At 74.9% G+C, this 16,470-nt stretch carries 16 protein-coding genes; 11 read left to right on the plus strand and 5 right to left on the minus strand.

Features of this window, described 5'->3' with window-relative positions; all coding sequences use genetic code 11:
• Positions 1-134: 134 nt before the first annotated feature.
• The 4 genes from GA0070622_RS05375 (at position 135) to GA0070622_RS05390 (ending at position 3,107) form a co-directional block, all read left to right on the plus strand.
• Complete coding sequence (locus GA0070622_RS05375; protein WP_013288759.1) at positions 135-344, plus strand: helix-turn-helix domain-containing protein; 210 nt, start codon at positions 135-137, stop codon at positions 342-344.
• Between the two features lie 220 nt (positions 345-564).
• Positions 565-666: a 30S ribosomal protein bS22 gene (locus GA0070622_RS05380; RefSeq protein ID WP_007465623.1), complete on the plus strand. Its 102-nt coding sequence runs from the start codon at positions 565-567 to the stop codon at positions 664-666.
• Positions 667-786: 120 nt separating this feature from the next.
• Positions 787-1,860 carry an NAD-dependent epimerase/dehydratase family protein gene (locus GA0070622_RS05385; RefSeq protein WP_091569368.1) on the plus strand — a complete coding sequence of 358 codons (1,074 nt, stop codon included), beginning with the start codon at positions 787-789 and terminating at the stop codon, positions 1,858-1,860.
• Between the two features lie 389 nt (positions 1,861-2,249).
• Positions 2,250-3,107 carry a lysophospholipid acyltransferase family protein gene (locus tag GA0070622_RS05390; protein ID WP_091576911.1) on the plus strand — a complete coding sequence of 286 codons (858 nt, stop codon included), beginning with the start codon at positions 2,250-2,252 and terminating at the stop codon, positions 3,105-3,107.
• Between the two features lie 21 nt (positions 3,108-3,128).
• Here GA0070622_RS05390 and GA0070622_RS05395 read toward each other — a convergent pair whose 3' ends face one another.
• From GA0070622_RS05395 to GA0070622_RS05405, 3 genes are all read right to left on the minus strand, one after another.
• Positions 3,129-4,004, minus strand: coding sequence for an HAD family hydrolase (locus tag GA0070622_RS05395; protein WP_091569372.1), 876 nt, complete (start codon positions 4,002-4,004; stop codon positions 3,129-3,131).
• Between the two features lie 111 nt (positions 4,005-4,115).
• Entirely contained in the window at positions 4,116-4,976 is an 861-nt protein-coding gene (locus GA0070622_RS05400) for a DUF5667 domain-containing protein (RefSeq protein WP_091576914.1), read from the minus strand.
• Between the two features lie 291 nt (positions 4,977-5,267).
• The gene (locus tag GA0070622_RS05405) at positions 5,268-6,242 is read right to left on the minus strand and encodes an ECF subfamily RNA polymerase sigma factor, BldN family (RefSeq protein WP_091569376.1); all 975 of its coding nucleotides are present in this window, start codon (positions 6,240-6,242) and stop codon (positions 5,268-5,270) included.
• 560 nt (positions 6,243-6,802) lie between these two features.
• On the opposite strand from GA0070622_RS05405, the gene GA0070622_RS05410 reads away from it, so the two are divergent.
• Genes GA0070622_RS05410 through GA0070622_RS05420 form a run of 3 tightly spaced genes read left to right on the plus strand, consistent with a single transcriptional unit; the run spans position 6,803 to position 9,340 of the window.
• Entirely contained in the window at positions 6,803-8,431 is a 1,629-nt protein-coding gene (locus GA0070622_RS05410) for an AMP-binding protein (RefSeq protein WP_176710421.1), read from the plus strand.
• The gene (locus tag GA0070622_RS05415; protein WP_091569385.1) at positions 8,421-8,675 is read left to right on the plus strand and encodes a glutaredoxin family protein; all 255 of its coding nucleotides are present in this window, start codon (positions 8,421-8,423) and stop codon (positions 8,673-8,675) included. The genes GA0070622_RS05410 and GA0070622_RS05415 overlap by 11 nt, the downstream gene beginning before the upstream one ends.
• A gap of 14 nt (positions 8,676-8,689) precedes the next feature.
• Entirely contained in the window at positions 8,690-9,340 is a 651-nt protein-coding gene (locus tag GA0070622_RS05420) for an HAD family hydrolase (RefSeq protein WP_091569390.1), read from the plus strand.
• 9 nt (positions 9,341-9,349) lie between these two features.
• Here the strand turns inward: GA0070622_RS05420 and GA0070622_RS05425 are convergent, their stop codons facing one another.
• Both GA0070622_RS05425 and GA0070622_RS05430 read right to left on the minus strand, forming a co-directional pair.
• Positions 9,350-10,006: a LuxR C-terminal-related transcriptional regulator gene (locus GA0070622_RS05425; RefSeq protein ID WP_091576916.1), complete on the minus strand. Its 657-nt coding sequence runs from the start codon at positions 10,004-10,006 to the stop codon at positions 9,350-9,352.
• Between the two features lie 80 nt (positions 10,007-10,086).
• Positions 10,087-11,391, minus strand: a complete 1,305-nt coding sequence (locus GA0070622_RS05430; RefSeq protein ID WP_091569392.1) for a sensor histidine kinase — start codon at positions 11,389-11,391, stop codon at positions 10,087-10,089.
• 389 nt (positions 11,392-11,780) lie between these two features.
• Between GA0070622_RS05430 and GA0070622_RS05435 the strand changes: the two genes are divergently transcribed.
• Genes GA0070622_RS05435 through GA0070622_RS05450 form a run of 4 tightly spaced genes read left to right on the plus strand, consistent with a single transcriptional unit; the run spans position 11,781 to position 16,463 of the window.
• Positions 11,781-12,551, plus strand: coding sequence for a redox-sensing transcriptional repressor Rex (locus GA0070622_RS05435; protein WP_091569396.1), 771 nt, complete (start codon positions 11,781-11,783; stop codon positions 12,549-12,551).
• Entirely contained in the window at positions 12,548-13,921 is a 1,374-nt protein-coding gene (locus GA0070622_RS05440) for a glutamyl-tRNA reductase (RefSeq protein ID WP_091569400.1), read from the plus strand. The genes GA0070622_RS05435 and GA0070622_RS05440 overlap by 4 nt, the downstream gene beginning before the upstream one ends.
• Complete coding sequence (hemC, locus tag GA0070622_RS05445; RefSeq protein ID WP_091569405.1) at positions 13,918-14,886, plus strand: hydroxymethylbilane synthase; 969 nt, start codon at positions 13,918-13,920, stop codon at positions 14,884-14,886. The genes GA0070622_RS05440 and hemC overlap by 4 nt, the downstream gene beginning before the upstream one ends.
• The gene (locus tag GA0070622_RS05450; protein ID WP_091569409.1) at positions 14,883-16,463 is read left to right on the plus strand and encodes a bifunctional uroporphyrinogen-III C-methyltransferase/uroporphyrinogen-III synthase; all 1,581 of its coding nucleotides are present in this window, start codon (positions 14,883-14,885) and stop codon (positions 16,461-16,463) included. Before hemC ends, GA0070622_RS05450 begins: the two co-directional genes overlap by 4 nt.
• The last annotated feature ends 7 nt before the right edge of the window (positions 16,464-16,470 follow it).

Consider the following 16,470-nt stretch of genomic DNA (forward strand, 5'->3'; position numbering starts at 1 on the left):
CATGATCAAACGAGAGAAGGGATCGCGCTGGTCACAGCCGTCCCGCTACCGTACTGGTTACACGCGCGTCGCTCGTCGAGGCGGGAGCACCTGCCCGGTGACACGCGCCGGGCACGGGAATGGGTCGGTGAGCCATGGCCGGGTCGCAGTCCGACGCACGGCTGTCGGATGTCAGGTTCCTGACCGTCGCCGAGGTGGCGACGGTCATGCGGGTCTCCAAGATGACGGTCTACCGTCTCGTGCACAGCGGTGAGCTGACCGCGGTGCGCGTCGGCCGGTCGTTCCGGGTGCCCGAGCACGCCGTGCACGAATACCTCCGGGGCGCGTTCCAGGAGTCCGCCTGACCCCTCGGCGGCCGGTCCGCCGAGTGCGACGAAAAGGGGCATCGACGGGGGCGCGTTGGTCCTGCTGACGCACTCCGGCTACCCTGGACCACGACCGTGACCGCACCCTGGTGTGCCCTGCCCACCTCGCTGGTCCGGTCCGTTGTCCGCAAGCGGGCACGGTGCCACCGACGGTGGCGCCTCCCGGTCCGCCCCGCACGTTGCATCGAAAGGCTGTCGTATGGGCTCGGTGGTCAAGAAGCGCCGCAAGCGCATGGCTAAGAAGAAGCACCGCAAGCTGCTGCGCAAGACCCGCGTCCAGCGTCGCCGTCTCGGCAAGTGACCGGGGCCGGGCTCTGGCCCGGCACCCGGCACCACTTGCCAACTGTCGACCCTCGGAGGCTCAGGTGATCAGGCCGCGGACGTCCCGGCTCGATCCCGCCTGCCGCGCAAGGCGCACGACATGACCCCCGGTGGCACCTCCGGTGCTCCGGGGGTCGTCGTCGTCACCGGGGTCGGCCGCTACCTCGGCGCGAACGTCGCCGCCCGGCTCGCCGCCGACCCACGCATCGAGCGCGTCATCGGCGTCGACCCGGCTCCGCCCAACCCCGAGCTGACCGACCTGCTCTCGGACGTCGAGCGGGTCCGCATCGACCTCGACTCGCTCGGCGGTCTCCTGGCCGACCTCGACGTCGACGCCGTGGTGCACCTGGCGTTGGTCTCCGCCCCCGATCCGCAGCTCGGCGGCCGGACGGGGATGAAGGAGCAGAACGTCATCGGCACGATGCAGCTGCTCGCCGCCTGTCAGCGGGCGCCCCGGCTGCGCAAGCTCGTGGTCCGCTCGTCGACCGCCGCGTACGGGGTGTCGTTCCGCGACCCGGCCGTCTTCACCGAGGAGACCGAGCCGCGCGAGGTGCCGCGCGGCGGTTTCGGCCGCGACATCCTCGACATCGAGGGATACGTGCGGGGGTTCCGCCGCCGCCGGCCCGACGTCACCGCCACCGTGCTGCGCTTCGCCCCGTTCATCGGGTACGCGGCCGACACCACGCTCACCCGCTACTTCTCCCAGCCGGTGGTGCCCACCGTCTTCGGCCGCGACCCGCGCCTGCAGTTCGTCCACTTCGACGACGCCCTGGAGGTGCTGCACCGGTCGGTCGCCGAGGAGCACCCGGGGACCTACAACGTCGCCGGGCCGGGCGTGCTGTCGCTGTCCCAGGCGATCCGCCGGGCCGGTCGGGTGGCGCTGCCGGTGCTGGAGCCGGGCCTGGCCGGGGTGGCCGCGGTCGCCCGCACCATGGGTTTCGGGCGCTACGGCCTGGACCAGGTCGACCTCTTCGTGCACGGCCGGGTGGTCGACACCAGCCGGCTGGAGCGCGAGTACGGCTTCACCCCCCGTTCCACCGCCGCCGCCTTCGAGGACTTCATCCGCGCCCACCACGGCGGCGTGGTGGTGACCCGGGACCAGCTCGCCGCCGCGGAGCAGCTGGTGCTGGAGAGCATCCGGCAGGTCCGCTCGACCGTCCAGGAGCGTTCGTGAGCAGCCCGGAGGAGCGGCGTGACGCGCGCTACGACGTACCGCTGACCGTGCCCGAGCCGGGTGCGGAGCCGGCGCGGCGCAACGGGCACCGCCGGGTCACCGCGCCGGCCGCCCGCCCGGCCGCGTCGGCCGACGAGCCGGACACCTCCACCGACGAACCCGCCGGCGGCGCGGCCGTGCCCGGCGCGGAGGCCGCCCGTCCCACCGACGATCCGGGCGTCCCCGCCGCCCGGCCACCGGCCCGGAAGGCGGTGGCGAAGAAGGCCGTGGCCAAGAAGGCGGTGGCGAAGAAGGCCGTCGACCGGAAGGCGGTGGCGGACGGGACCGACGCCGGTACGGCCGGCCCCGGAACCGGGGCGGCCCGGCCGGCGACGCCCTCCGGCCCGGCCGTGGCCGACCGGCCGGGGGACCACTGGGACCGCAGGGTCGCCCAGGGGCTCGCGTTCCTGCGTCGCCGGCTCTCCGGCGACTACGAGGTGGACGAGTTCGGCTTCGACCCCGACCTCACCGACGCGGTCTTCCATCCGCTGGTCCGGCTGCTCTACCGGGACTGGTTCCGCACCGAGGTCGGCGGCGTGGAGCACGTGCCGGCCGACGGCGCCGGCCTGGTGGTCGGCAACCACTCCGGCACCGTGGCGCTGGACGCGCTGGTGCTCTCCGCCGCGCTGCACGACCGGCACCCGCAGCGCCGCTACCTGCGGCTGCTCGGCGCCGACCTGGTCTTCCGGATGCCGGTGGTCTCCGAGCTCGCCCGCAAGACCGGCGGCACGGTGGCCTGCAACCCGGACGCGGAACGGCTGCTCGGCAACGGCGAGCTGGTCGGCGTGTTCCCGGAGGGCTTCAAGGGGGTCGGCAAGCTCTACGCCGACCGCTACAAGCTCCAGCGGTTCGGCCGGGGCGGCTTCGTCTCCGCCGCGCTGCGCACCGGCACGCCGATCGTGCCGGTCGCGATCGTCGGCGGCGAGGAGATCTATCCGATGCTCGCCGACATCAAGCCGCTCGCCCGGCTGCTCAAGTTGCCCTACTTCCCGGTGACACCGACCTTCCCCTGGCTGGGGCCGCTGGGCATGGTGCCGCTGCCGAGCAAGTGGCTGATCGAGTTCTGCCCGCCGATTCCGACCGCGCACCTGCGCGACTCGGCGGACGACCCGCTGGTCGTGTTCAACCTCGCCGACCAGGTGCGGGAGACCATCCAGCAGACGCTGCACAAGCTGCTCGAACGCCGCCCCGACCCGTTCGGCCCCTGACCGGGGGTCGGGCCCGCCGCGTCAGGCGCGCTGGCGGCGGCGGTGCAGCGCCAGCCCGGCGCTGACCGCGCCGGCGAGCAGCCCGGCGGCGGCGGTCGACGGCACGGCGATGCGTGCGGCCCGGCGGCCGGTGCGGAAGTCGCGGACGTCCCAGCCCCGTTCACGGGCCTGGCGCAGCAGCGCGGCGTCCGGGTTGACCGCCACCGCGCGGCCCACGGCCGAGAGCATCGGCAGGTCGTTCGACGAGTCGCTGTAGGCGGCACAGCGGGCCAGGTCGAGCCCTTCGACGGCGGCCAGCTGGGCGACCGCCTCCGCCTTCGCCGGGCCGTGCATCAGGTCGCCGACCAGGCGGCCGGTGTACGCGCCGTCGACCACCTCGGCCACCGTGCCGATCGCACCGGTCAGGCCGAGCCGGGCGGCGATCACCCGGCCGATCTCCACGGGGGCGGCGCTGACCAGCCAGACCCGCTCACCCGCGTCGAGGTGCCGCTGGGCCAGCCGGTGCGTGCCGGCCCAGATGCGCGGCGCCATCAGCTCGTCGAAGATCTCCTCGGTGAGGCGCTCGACGTCGTCGACCCGCCAGCCCTGCACGAAGGCGAGAGCCGCCTCCTTGGCCTGGGTCATGTCGCCGGGGTGCTCGGTGGCGAGCAGCCGGAACCGGGCCTGCTGCCAGGCGAACCGGGCCAGGTCGCCGGCGGTGAAGTAGTTGCGGGCGGCCAGCCCGCGGGCGAACCAGTAGATCGAGGCGCCCCGCATCATCGTGTTGTCGACGTCGAAGAAGGCGGCGGCCGTCGGATCGGGGGTGACCGTGGTCGCGGGCGCCGCCGGGGTCTCCGACCAGCCGGCGGTGTGCCCGTGGGCGTCGGTGCTGACCGTCACCTTGCCGGTCCCGGTCACGGCGACCTCCCTGCCTCGACGACCACGTACGCGCTCCGCGTCGAGCGTATCCGGCACGTCGTGACGGTCGGGTGTCCGTCGGGAGAAGTGTGGCGTGGTCGGCGTCCGCGCTCAGCGGTCGCCGGGGCAGGCGGCCGGGGCCGGTCCGAGCGCGTCGCTGGCGGCCGGCGCGGGCAGCCCGCAGGCGATGGCCTCGCGCAGCGCGTCGGCGCGCTTGCCGGCCGCGTCGAGCAGGGCGAGCGAACGGCGGGTGCGGTCCCGGTCGGCGTGGTCGGGTCGGTCCAGCAGGCCGCTGACCACCCGGCGCTGGCCGGCGAGGAAGGTGTCCACCGCGTCCAGCGCGGTCGGGTCGGACCGCTGCGCGGCGACCGTGGTGAGCAGGCGTACGCCCTGGCGGGTGTCGGTGTCCATGTCGTCCAGGACGGCGCTGAAGCCGAGCCGGTCGTCGCGCACCGAGGCGGCCTCGTCGAGCCGGGTCCGGGCGAAGTCGAGGAAGAGCTGCCCCCGGCTGATGTCCGAGCTGGCCAGCGCGAGCTGGGCGCGCTCGGTGGAGCGCTTCATGCCGTACAGGGCGTCGCCGGGCAGCGCGTTCTCGCTGGCCGCGGAGATGCCGGAGAGGGCGACCGCGCCGGCGGCCACGCCGACCAGGATCGCGCCCCGGGCCCGGGCCCGGCGGCCGGTGATCGCCGGCAGCAGCGCGCCGCGCAGGCCGCCGGCCGCGCCCGCTCGGGCCGGAGCCGTCACGCCCTCGCGCTCGGCGGTGGCCACCAGCATCGCGCGCAGGCCGGTGCGGAACTCGGGATCCACCTCCACGGTGGGCCGTTCGGCGGTGACCCGCCGGCTCACCTCGACGAGCGCGGTGAGTTCACCGTCGGCCCGGGACCGGACGTGGTGCCGGCGTCCGCCGTTGGCCTCGTCGAGAAGTTGCGCGAAGCGCTCGGCTCGCCGACGGGAGAAGAGGTCGCTGTCCACCGCGGGCACCCCCTCTCGCTGGTCACGGCCGGACGGCCGTCGTCGTCACCAGCGACCGGTGGCAGCGTGCGGCCGAGGGCCGACCGGACGGCCGACCTGACCCGCCGGACCGGGTGGCCCGGGGGACGCCGGGACAACCACTGGTCGCACCCGGAGAAACGGTTCGCGCCGGTCGCCGGTTACGGCCCGATCAGGGGCGAAATCACCGGGTGTGATCGCTGCCGGGGGACCGGTCGGGCACGCGACACCGCCCGGCGCCTGCGCCGGTGGGGTGGACGGGCTCGGAGCGGGTCAGGCCTGGAAACCGTCGGGCAGCAGCCGGGCCAGCGCCCGGACCGCCCGGTACTGCAGGGCCTTGATGGCCCCCTCGTTCTTGCCCATGGCGCGGGCCGTCTCGGCCACCGAGAAGCCCTGGAGGAACCGCAGCACGATGCACTCCTGCTGCTCCGGGTTGAGCTGCTTGACGGCGGTGAGCAGGGCGACGTTGGTGATGTGCTCGACCACCGCCGCCTCCGGGCTGCCCTCCGGCCCGCGGTCCTCCCGGTCGGCGTCGAGGACGTCACCGGTGGTCACCTCCAGCCGGTAGCGCCCGGACTTGAAGTGGTCGGCGACCAGGTTGCGGGCGATGGTGACCAGCCAGGCGCCCAGGTCGCGGCCCTGCCAGGTGAAGCTGCCGATCCGCTTGAGCGCCCGCAGGAACGTGTCGGAGGTGAGGTCCTCGGCGAGCTGGCGGTTGCCGACCCGGAAGTAGACGAACCGGAAGACGGTGTCGACGTACCGGTCGTAGATCAGGCCGAACGCCTCGGACTCGCCGGCCTGGGCCCGTTCGACGAGCGTCCAGACCTCGGTGGCCGGGTCGGACGGGTCGGGGCGGCTCGGGAAGCCGGTGGCCGTCGTGGCGGCCGGGACCGCGGGCAGCACCGCGGTGTCACCGGCGGCCACCGCGGGCAGCACGGCGGTCTCGGCGGCGGACGGTTCGCCGGTGGTGGCCGCCTCGCCGCGCCGGGCCTGGGCCGGCGGCATGGCGGGTCGGGCCGGCGCGTTCAGCCGGCCGGCGGCCGGCTTGGCGTTGCCGCCGGGCAGCGCGGGTCTCGGCGGCGCCTCGTTGGCGTGGTGGGCGCGGCTGCGGACCCGCCGCGCCTCGCTCCGCACCGCGAGCAGGCCGTCGGCGCCGCGCGTGGCGGGCTCGGCGCGCTCGTTGAGCGGGTTCCGCTGGGTGGGGCCGGTCACCCCGGCGGGCCGGTCCGCGTAACCGAAGGTGGTCACCGCGCCTCCCCGGTCCGGGTGGACAGTGACCGCGCGGGACGCCACGGGGGCGCCGCGGGACCGGGTACGCCCCGGTCGGGCGCGGTCGGTCCGGGACGTGCCGGCGGGCGGCAGATCCCCTTGAGGTGCTGGTCCAATGCGCTCACGGGCACGGGGGCCTCCTCGGGCTGAGGGGTGTCGACTCACGGCAAATGGGGTGAGCCGACCCGAGTGATGATAGGGCCAACGTCACCCACGCGTGGCAAGTCCGTTACACAGAGCGGAAGTATTTCCCGCCGGGTCGTACTCCTGGCGGACCGGTTGTCCGTCGTGTGTGGTTGACTTTCGCGCCGGGAGCTGGTCCGGAGTGGAAAGTCCTGGTCGGAGCCGATTTTCTTTTCACTCGGCGTGTCGCGGGAGCGGCTCGGACGGGTCGCTTCCGGCTGCCCGCGCCGCACCGGTGGAGATCCTCATCCCGCACATGGGATTCCCGCCAGGCCGCATGTGCGGTCCCGTGCAACGGACCCGGGCGAGCGTCCGGGCATGGCCCGGCGGTCCCGGCTGTGCCAGACTCAGCCACCGTGCAGGACGCCGCCGACAGCTCCGCGCCGAACCTCGCCGACCGGCTCCGCCGGGCCGCCACCGACCGGGGTGACCGGGTCGCGCTGCACTGGCGCGACCGGACGGTGACCTGGTCCGAGCTGGACCGCGCGGTCACCGCCACCGCCCACGCGCTGCGCGCCGGCACGGCCCCACCCACCGGGGAGTCGCACCCGCCCCGGGTCGCGGTCGCGTTCGGCAACACGCCCGACTTCGTGGTCACCTACCTGGCCGTGCTCCGCGCCGGCCTGGTCGCCGTGCCGGTCAACCCCACGCTGACCGCGCGCGAGCTACGGCACGTGCTCGTCGACTCCGGCGCCGCCGTGCTGGTCGGCGCCGCCGAGGTGACCGCCCGGGTGGACGCCGCCGAGCTGCCCGCGCTGCGCGCGGTGCACACCGCCCCGCCGGTCGGCGACCACGACGCCGCCACGCCGTTCCCGCGCCGCGGCGGCGACGACCTCGCCGTCCTGCTCTACACCTCGGGCACCGAGGGGCGACCCAAGGGCGCGATGCTGTCGCACCGGGCGCTGGCCGCCAACCACGCCCAGGTCGACCGGATCGAGCCGCCCGTGGTGGGGCCCGACGACACCGTGCTGCTCGCCCTGCCGCTGTTCCACGCGTACGGGCTGAACTCCGGCCTCGGGGCCGTGGTGCACCACGGCGCGACCGGGGTGCTGGTCGACGAACCCGGCCCGGACGGCGCGCGGGACGAGATCGCCCGGCACCGGGTCAGCGTGCTGGTCGGCGTACCGTCGATGTTCCTGACCTGGGCCGACGCGCCGGGTGACGCGGCCGAGGCGCTGGCCTCGGTGCGCGTCGCGGTGTGCGGCGCGGCGCCGCTGCCGCCGGCGGTCGGCGCGCGCTTCACCGAGCTGACCGGGCACCCGGTGCACGTCGGCTACGGCCTCACCGAGACCGCCCCGGTGCTCACCTCGACGCTGGTCGGCGGCGAGCCGAAGCCCGGCTCGATCGGCCGGCCGCTGCCCGGCGTCGAGCTGCGCCTGGTCGGCTCCGACGGCACCGAGCTGTGGCGCGACGGGGTGCCCGCGGCCGAGGCCGACGACGACGGGATGGACCTCACCGACGACCCGACCGGCACCGACCCCGGGCAGATCGTGGTGCGCGGCGCGAACCTGTTCGCCGGCTACTGGCCGGACGGGCGGGGCGGACCGGACCCGGACGGCTGGTGGGCCACCGGCGACGTGGCCTACGCCGACGGCGACGGCGACCTGTTCCTGGTCGACCGGCTCGGCGAGCTGATCCTGGTCAACGGCTTCAACGTCTACCCGCACGAGGTCGAGCTGGTGCTCCAGGCGCACCCCGGGGTGGCCGAGTCGGCCGTCCTGGGGGTGCCGCACCCACGGACCGGCGAGACTGTCCGGGCGTACGTGGTGCGGGCGGCCGGCCCGGCCGTCCCGGCCGAGGAGCTGCTCGCCCACTGCGCGCGTAACCTGGCCCGGTTCAAGTGCCCGACCGCCGTCGAGTTCGTCGACAGCCTGCCGTACTCGGCGATCGGGAAGGTGCGCAAGACCGAGCTGCGCCCGGCGCCCACGGTGCCGGCACCGGCGCGACCGCCCGAGACCCGCACGGAGGTACCCGATGTCCAGTGACGCGAGGCTCATCCTGATCACCCGGCCGGGCTGCCACCTCTGTGACGACGCGAAGGCGGCGCTGGATCGGGTGGTGGCCGTCACCGGCGACCGGTGGGTGGAGAAGGACGTGACCGGCGACGTCGAGCTGGAACGCGACTACGGCGACCGGCTCCCGGTGGTGCTGCTCGACGGCAAGGAGCACGGCTACTGGCGGGTCGAGGAGGACCGGCTCCTGCGGGACCTGACCACCCCGCAGCTCTGATCTATCGTGCTCGGGTGACGGGAACACGACGCCACCTGGTGTGGGACTGGAACGGCACGCTCCTCGACGACCTCGACCTGGTGGTGCGCGCCACCAACGTGGCGTTCGCCAGCGCCGGGGGTCCGGCGGTCAGCGCGCGGGAGCACCGGGTCCGGTTCCGCCGGCCGATCGTCGACTACTACGCCGAGATGCTCGGCCGGGCGGTGGACGCCGAGGCGTTCGGCGCGCTCGACCGGATCTTCCACGACGCGTACCGGGCGGGGCTGACCAGCTGCGCGCTGGCCGCCGACGCCACCGCCGCGATCGCCGCCTGGCCGGGCAGCCAGTCGCTGCTGTCCATGTGGTTCCACGACGAGCTGGTGCCGACCGTGCACACGTACGGGCTGACCCCGCACTTCGACCGGGTGGACGGGCTGCGCGCGGCGGTCGGCGGCGGCCCGAAGGCGGAGTGGCTGGAGAAGCACCTGGCCGAGCTGGGGCTGGCCGGTCACGAGGTGGTGCTGATCGGCGACTCGCTGGACGACGCCGACGCGGCCGTCTCGGTCGGCGGCGCCGCGGTCCTCTACACCGGTGGCCTCTCCGACCCGGCGGTGCTGCGGGCCAGCGGCCACCCCACCGCCGACACCCTCACCGAGGCGGTCAACCGGGCCCGCACCCTCCCCTGAGCAGGGAGGTCAGGCCCGCAGGTGGGTCAGGACGGCCAGCACGCGGCGGTGGTGGGTCGTCGCGTCGGGCGGCAGGTCGAGCTTGGTGAAGATGTTGCGTACGTGCTTCTCGACCGCGCCGTCGCTGACCACCAGGACGCGGGCGATCGCGGTGTTCGAGCGCCCCTCGGCCATCAGCGCCAGCACCTCCCGCTCGCGCGGGGTCAGCGCGGCCAGCGGGTCGTCGCGCCGCCGCCGCACCAGGAGCTGGCTGATCACCTCCGGGTCGAGCACCGTGCCGCCGGTCGCCACCCGGGCCAGCGCGTCCAGGAACTCGTCGATCGCGGCCACCCGGTCCTTGAGCAGGTAGCCGATCCCGCCGCCGGCGCCGCCCGCGGTGTCCAGCAGGTCGTCGGCGTACGACACCTCGACGTACTGGGAGAGCACCAGGATCGGCGTGCCCGGCACCCGGCGGCGGGCCTCCACGGCCGCGCGCAGCCCCTCGTCGGTGTGCGACGGCGGCATCCGCACGTCCACCACCGAGATGTCCGGACGGTGCGTGACCACCGCCTCGACCAGGGCGTCCCCGTCGCCGACGGCGGCCACCACCTCGTGTCCGCACTCGGTCAGCAGCCGGATGAGCCCCTCCCGGAGCAGTACGGCGTCGTCCGCGATCACCACCCGCATGGGTCCGGTGTCTATCACGTCCGGGTCCCACGGCGTGGCCTCCGGCCGCTCGGCAGCGCCGTCCACCGGCCCGGCGGACGTCACCGCGGCAGCTCCGCGTGGACCCGCGTCGGCCCGCCGTTCGGGCTGGCCACCTCCAGCGTGCCGCCGGCCGCCCGGACCCGGTCGGCGATGCCGCTGAGCCCGTGGCCCTTGGCCAGGTGGGCGCCGCCGATCCCGTCGTCGGTGACGGTGATCTCCAGCCGGCCCACCTTCCGGGCCACCTCCACCCGGCACGCGTCGGCCCGGCTGTGCTTGGCGACGTTGGTCAACGCCTCGGCCACCACGAAGTAGGCGGCGCTCTCCAGCCCGGGGTCCAGCCGGCCGGCGGCGGTGCCCAGGTCGTCGTCGACCAGCAGTTCGGTCGGCACCAGCGCCCGGGCGGCGAGCGCGGCGAGCGCGCTGGGCAGCCCCCGGTCGACCAGGATCGGCGGCGCGATGCCCCGGGAGAGGGCGCGCAGCTCGTCGAGCGTCTCCCGGGTCTGGGCGACCGCCTCGTCCAGGGTGCGGCGGGCCGCCTCGGGGTCGGCGGCCAGTTGGTGGCGGGCCCGGCCCAGGTCCATGGCGAGCCGGACCAGGCGCTGCTGCGGCCCGTCGTGGATGTCGCGCTCCAGCCGGCGCAGCGCGGACGCCTCGGCCGAGGCGGCGGCCCGCTTCTGCTCCTCCAGCGTGACGATCCGCTGGCGCATCTCGGCCACGCCGGCGAGCAGCGAGTACGCCAGGCCGCCCTGGATCCGGGCGCAGGCCCGGGCCACGAGCGGAAGGGTGAACAGCGCGAACAGGCCGATCGCGGTGTTCAGGGCGATCCGCGCGTCGGCGCCGTCCCCCATTCCGAGGAGCTGGCTGAGGTCCTGGTCGCCGGGCCCGCGCGGGATGGCCCAGTCGTACGCGCCGTAGAGCGAGCCGGTCAGCGCCAGCGCCCACCACACCACCAGCACCACGAACGTGGGCAGGGTCACCACCAGCCGCAGGAACGCGTGCAGCAGGTCGAGCCAGGACTGCGGGTCCCGCATCGGGGTGAACACCCGACGCCAGAACCGGGCGCCGCGCGGGGGCGTCACGTAGGCCGGCCGGACCCGGGGCCGGCCGAGCACGCCGGGGAGCCGGAGCCGTTCCAGGTCGGCCAGCCCGCGCGCCGCGTAGAGCACGCCGGCGAGGACGGGCAGGCCCAGCGTGGTGACCAGCAGGCCGGCGCTGAGTGAGATCCCCGCCACGGCGAGCACGAAGCCGACCAGCGCCAGCGGGAGGCTGAAGAGCACGTAGCCGGAGTCGCGCGCGAGCCGGTGGAACAGGCCCCGGACGGGCGACGAGGGGGCGGGCGCGGTGGCCAACGGTGCGGCGGTCATGGTCCGAGGCTATGGGCGCGGAGCCGGCCGACCCATCCCGTGCGCCGCCCTTTCCGGGGTGGGGTTCTCCCTACCCGGACGTGAGCCGCGCCTCGCCACGCCGGTCACGGAGCGCTACCGGGCGCGTGCGATTGGTCAGAGAAGTCTGTATTGAGCAATAATCGCCACGCGCCGCCCATGCAGCGCGATTGATCGATCTTGTAGGAATGGAGGAGCAGGTGAAGGCGCGTCGCGAGTCAGCAAGATCGCGATTTGTGCACCTCTTCACAAGCGCCTACTCTGTAGTTCCGACGCGCCCTGCTAGCACAGCCGGCAATCTCGGTCGCCAGCGGGAGTCCCGAAACGACCGGCCCCCGTCGCTGGTCGAGGATCGCACCGCACGGAGTCTCATGAGCCAGCACCGTCAACCAGGCGCGCCCGGTCGCACCGGTGCCGTACCGGCGCTTCCGGACCTGCCCGAGGCGACCGTGTCCCGGCTCCCGGAATACCTGCGCGCGCTGCACGCGCTCGCCGACGCCGGCCACGAGACGGTGTCCAGCGAGGGCCTGGCCAGCGCCGCCGGCGTCAACTCCGCCAAGCTCCGCAAGGACCTGTCCCACCTCGGCTCCTACGGCACCCGCGGCGTCGGCTACGACGTGGCGCTGCTGATCGACCAGATCGAGTCCGTCCTCGGGCTCACCCAGTGCCGCGCGGTGGCGCTGGTCGGCGTGGGTAATCTCGGTCACGCCCTGGCCGGCTACGACGGCTTCGCCAACCGCGGCTTCCGCATCGCCGCGCTCCTCGACGCCGACGCCTCCCGGGTCGGCGAGCAGATCAACGGCCTGGTCGTCCGGCACGTCGACGAGCTGTCCCGGGTCGTGGCCGAGGAGTCGATCTCGATCGGCGTCATCGCCACTCCGGCGCCGGCCGCCCAGGCCGTCGCCGACGAGCTGGTCGCCGTCGGCGTGACGAGCATCCTCAACTTCGCGCCGTGCGTACTCTCGGTCCCGGACGGGGTCGACGTGCGCAAGGTCGACCTCGCGATCGAGCTGCAGATCCTGTCCTTCCACGAGCACCGCAAGGCGTCGCTGACCGCGCTGCCCGCCACCGGCGGGCCCGGCCTGGCCGCCCTGCCGGGCGGGCTCGCGGCCACCGACACCCAGGAGGCGATCGGCACGTGAAACTGCTCGTCGTCGGCGCGTCCTACCGCACCGCCCCGGTCGCCACCCTGGAACAGCTGGCCGTCCCGCCCGCGGACCTCACCCGCACGCTGGACCGGCTGGTCGCCCAGCCGTACGTGGCCGAGGCCGCCCTGGTCTCCACCTGCAACCGGGTCGAGGTCTACGCCGCCGTCTCCGGCTTCCACGGCGGCCTCGGCGACATCTGCGCGGTCCTGGCCGAGCAGGCCGGTTGCCCGCCGGCGGCGCTCGCCCCCCACCTCTACGTGCACTACGACGCCGCCGCCGTGGACCACGTGTTCCGGGTCGCCGCCGGGCTGGACTCGATGGTGGTCGGCGAGGCGCAGATCCTCGGCCAGCTCCGTGACGCCTACCACTCGGCCACCGGCGCGGACACCGCCGGCCGCCTGCTGCACGAGCTGATGCAGCAGGCGCTGCGGGTCGGCAAGCGCGCGCACGCCGAGACCAACATCGACCGGGCCGGGCAGAGCGTGGTCACCGCCGCCCTCGACCTCGCCGCCGACCTGCTCGACGGCGACCTGACCGGGCGACCCGCCATGGTGGTCGGCGCCGGGGCGATGGGCTCGCTGGGCGTGGCCACCCTCTCCCGGCAGGGCGCCGGCCCGCTCACCGTCACCAACCGCGGCGCCGCCCGCGCGGTCCGGCTCGCCGAGTCGTACGGCGCGACCGCCGTGCCGATGGCCGAGCTGGTCGAGGCGCTCGCCACGGTGGACGTCGTGGTCGCCGCCACCGCCGCCACCGAGCCGGTGCTCACCCGGGACGTGGTGACCCGGGCGCTGTCCCGCCGGGACGCCGACCGGGGCCCGCTGGTCCTGCTCGACCTGGCCGTCCCGCGTGACGTCGAGGCCGGCGTCGCCGAGCTGCCCGGCGTCGAGGTGATCGACATCGACCGGATGGCGGCGATCCTCGCCGACGGGCCGGCCGCCGCCGACGCCGCCGAGGTGACCCGGATCGTCACCGGCGAGGTCGAGGCGTTCCTGAGCTGGCTGCGCGGCGCCGACGTGGCCCCGACCGTGGCCGCCCTGCGCGGCCGGGCCGACGACGTGGTCACCACCGAGCTGCGCCGGCTCGGCCAGCGCCGCCCCGACCTCAGCGACGACCAGCGCGCCGAGGTGGCCCGCACCGTGCACCGGGTCGTGCAGCGGCTGCTGCACCAGCCGACCGTACGGGTCCGCCAGCTCGCCGCCGAGCCCGGCGGCAACCAGTACGCGGCCCTGCTGCGCGAGCTGTTCGACCTGGAAGTTCCGCAGACGTCCCCGGTCGACACCGTCCCCGACGTGGTCGCCACCGACCTCGACGGCCGCTCGTCGTTCGACGCGGCCGACGTTCCGCCCACCGGAGGTGCGCGATGACCGCCCCCCTGCGCCTCGGCACCCGGGGCAGCACCCTGGCGATGGCCCAGTCCGGCCACGTGGCCGAGGCCCTCACCGCGGCCACCGGCCGCCCGGTCGAGCTGGTCGAGGTGGTGACCGCCGGCGACCGCTCCTCCGCCCCGGTGCACCGGCTCGGTGTCGGCGTCTTCGTCTCCGCGCTGCGCGACGCGCTGACCGCCCGGGAGATCGACTTCGCGGTCCACTCGTACAAGGACCTGCCCACCGCGGCGGCGCCCGGCCTGCACATCGCTGCGGTGCCGCCGCGGCAGGACCCGCGCGACGCGCTCGTCGCCACGGACGGCCGTACGCTCGCCGAGCTGCCGCCCGGCGCGCGGATCGGCACCGGCGCGCTGCGCCGGATCGCCCAGTTGCACGCGCTGGGCATGCAGTTCGAGGTCACCCCGATCCGGGGCAACATCGACACCCGGCTCGGCCGGGTGCTCGGCCCGGACGCCGACCTCGACGCCGTCGTGCTGGCCCGGGCCGGGCTCACCCGGATCGGGCGCGCCGACGTCATCACCGAGACGCTCGACCCGATGCTGATGCTGCCCGCGCCCGCCCAGGGCGCGCTGGCGGTGGAGTGCCGGGCCGACGACCAGGACCTGGTCGAGCTGCTCGCGCTGCTCGACCACGCGCCGTCCCGCGCCGCGATCACCGCGGAGCGGGCGCTGCTGGCCACCCTGGAGGCCGGGTGCAGCGCACCGGTGGCCGCCTACGGCGAACTCGCCGAGGGTGAGACCGGTGAGGAGATCTACCTGCGCGGTGCGGTGATCAGCCCGGACGGTACCCGTGACCTCCGACTGTCCCGCACCGGAACGCCCGCCGACGCGGCGGAGATCGGCAAGGCACTCGCCGCCGAACTCCTCGAACTCGGCGCCGACTCGATCCTCGGCCAAGAAGGACACACCGGCCCGGGGACCCAGCAACTTGGGAGCACAGAATGACCCGCACCCGTAAGCCCGTAGGCCGGATCGCTTTCGTCGGGGCCGGCCCCGGCGACCCGGGCCTGCTGACCCGCCGGGCGCTCGACGCCCTGGTCGAGGCCGACCACGTGGTGTACGACCGGGGAGTCCCCGAGTCGCTGCTGACCCACGTCCGCGCCCAGGCCAGGTCCGACGCCGAGTTCAGCCCCGCCGAGGGCGTGCCCGGGGACGTGGCGAAGGTGCTGATCTCCGCGGCCCGGTCCGGGCAGAACGCCGTGCACCTGGTGGCCGGTGACCCGTTCGGCCACGACTCGGTGGTCAAGGAGGTGCAGGCGGTGGCGCGCACCGCCGCGCACTTCGAGGTGGTGCCGGGCGTCGGCCAGGCCGAGGGCGTCGCCACCTACGCGGGCGTCCCGCTGCCGGGCGTACGCACCGCCGCCGACGTCGAGGACGTCACCACGCTGGACTTCGACGCGCTCGCCGCGGCCGTGGGCCGGGGCTCGCTGGCGCTCGCCGTGGACGCCGGTGACCTCGCCGCCGTCCGGGACGGGCTGCTGGCGGCCGGCATCGACGGCACCACCCCGGTCGGCGTGACCGGGGACGGCACCGGCGAGACGCAGTACACCACCACGTCGAGCGTCGACTCCTTCGTCGCGGCGGCGCTCGGCTTCACCGGCCGGGTGGTGCTCACCGTCGGCGCGGGCGTCACCGACCGCGACAAGCTGAGCTGGTGGGAGAACCGGCCGCTGTACGGCTGGAAGGTGCTGGTGCCCCGCACCAAGGAGCAGGCCGGCGCGATGAGCGCGCGGCTGCGCGCGTACGGGGCGATCCCGTGCGAGGTGCCGACCATCGCGGTCGAGCCGCCGCGCACCCCGGCCCAGATGGAGCGGGCGGTCAAGGGCCTGGTCGACGGCCGCTACGCCTGGGTGATCTTCACCTCGGTGAACGCGGTGCGGGCGGTCTGGGAGAAGTTCGGCGAGCACGGCCTGGACGCCCGGCACTTCGGCGGCGTCAAGATCGCCTGCATCGGTGAGGCGACCGCCGACGCGGTCCGCGCGTTCGGCATCCAGCCGGAGCTGGTCCCCGCCGGGGAGCAGTCCTCCGAGGGCCTGCTGGCCGAGTTCTCGCCGCACGACGAGATCCTCGACCCGGTCGGCCGGGTGCTGCTCCCGCGCGCCGACATCGCCACCGAGACCCTCGCGGCCGGCCTCACCGAGCGCGGCTGGGAGGTCGACGACGTGACCGCGTACCGGACCGTGCGGGCGGCGCCGCCGCCGGCCGAGATCCGCGACGCGATCAAGTCGGGCGGGTTCGACGCGGTGCTCTTCACCTCGTCCTCCACGGTGCGGAACCTGGTCGGCATCGCCGGGAAGCCGCACGCGCGTACCGTTGTTGCCGTGATCGGGCCCAAGACGGCGGAGACCGCGACGGAGTTCGGCCTGCGGGTCGACGTCCAGCCGCCGCACGCCTCGGTCCCCGACCTGGTGGAGGCGCTCGCCGCCTACGCCGTCGAGCTGCGCGAGAAGCTCGCCGCCATGCCGGCGAAGCAGCGCCGCGGCTCGAAGGTGCAGGGCCCGACCGCCCTGAGGTTCCGCTGACAGGAGG

This window comes from Micromonospora sediminicola (assembly GCF_900089585.1).
In the GTDB taxonomy this organism is placed as follows: Bacteria; Actinomycetota; Actinomycetes; order Mycobacteriales; family Micromonosporaceae; genus Micromonospora; species Micromonospora sediminicola.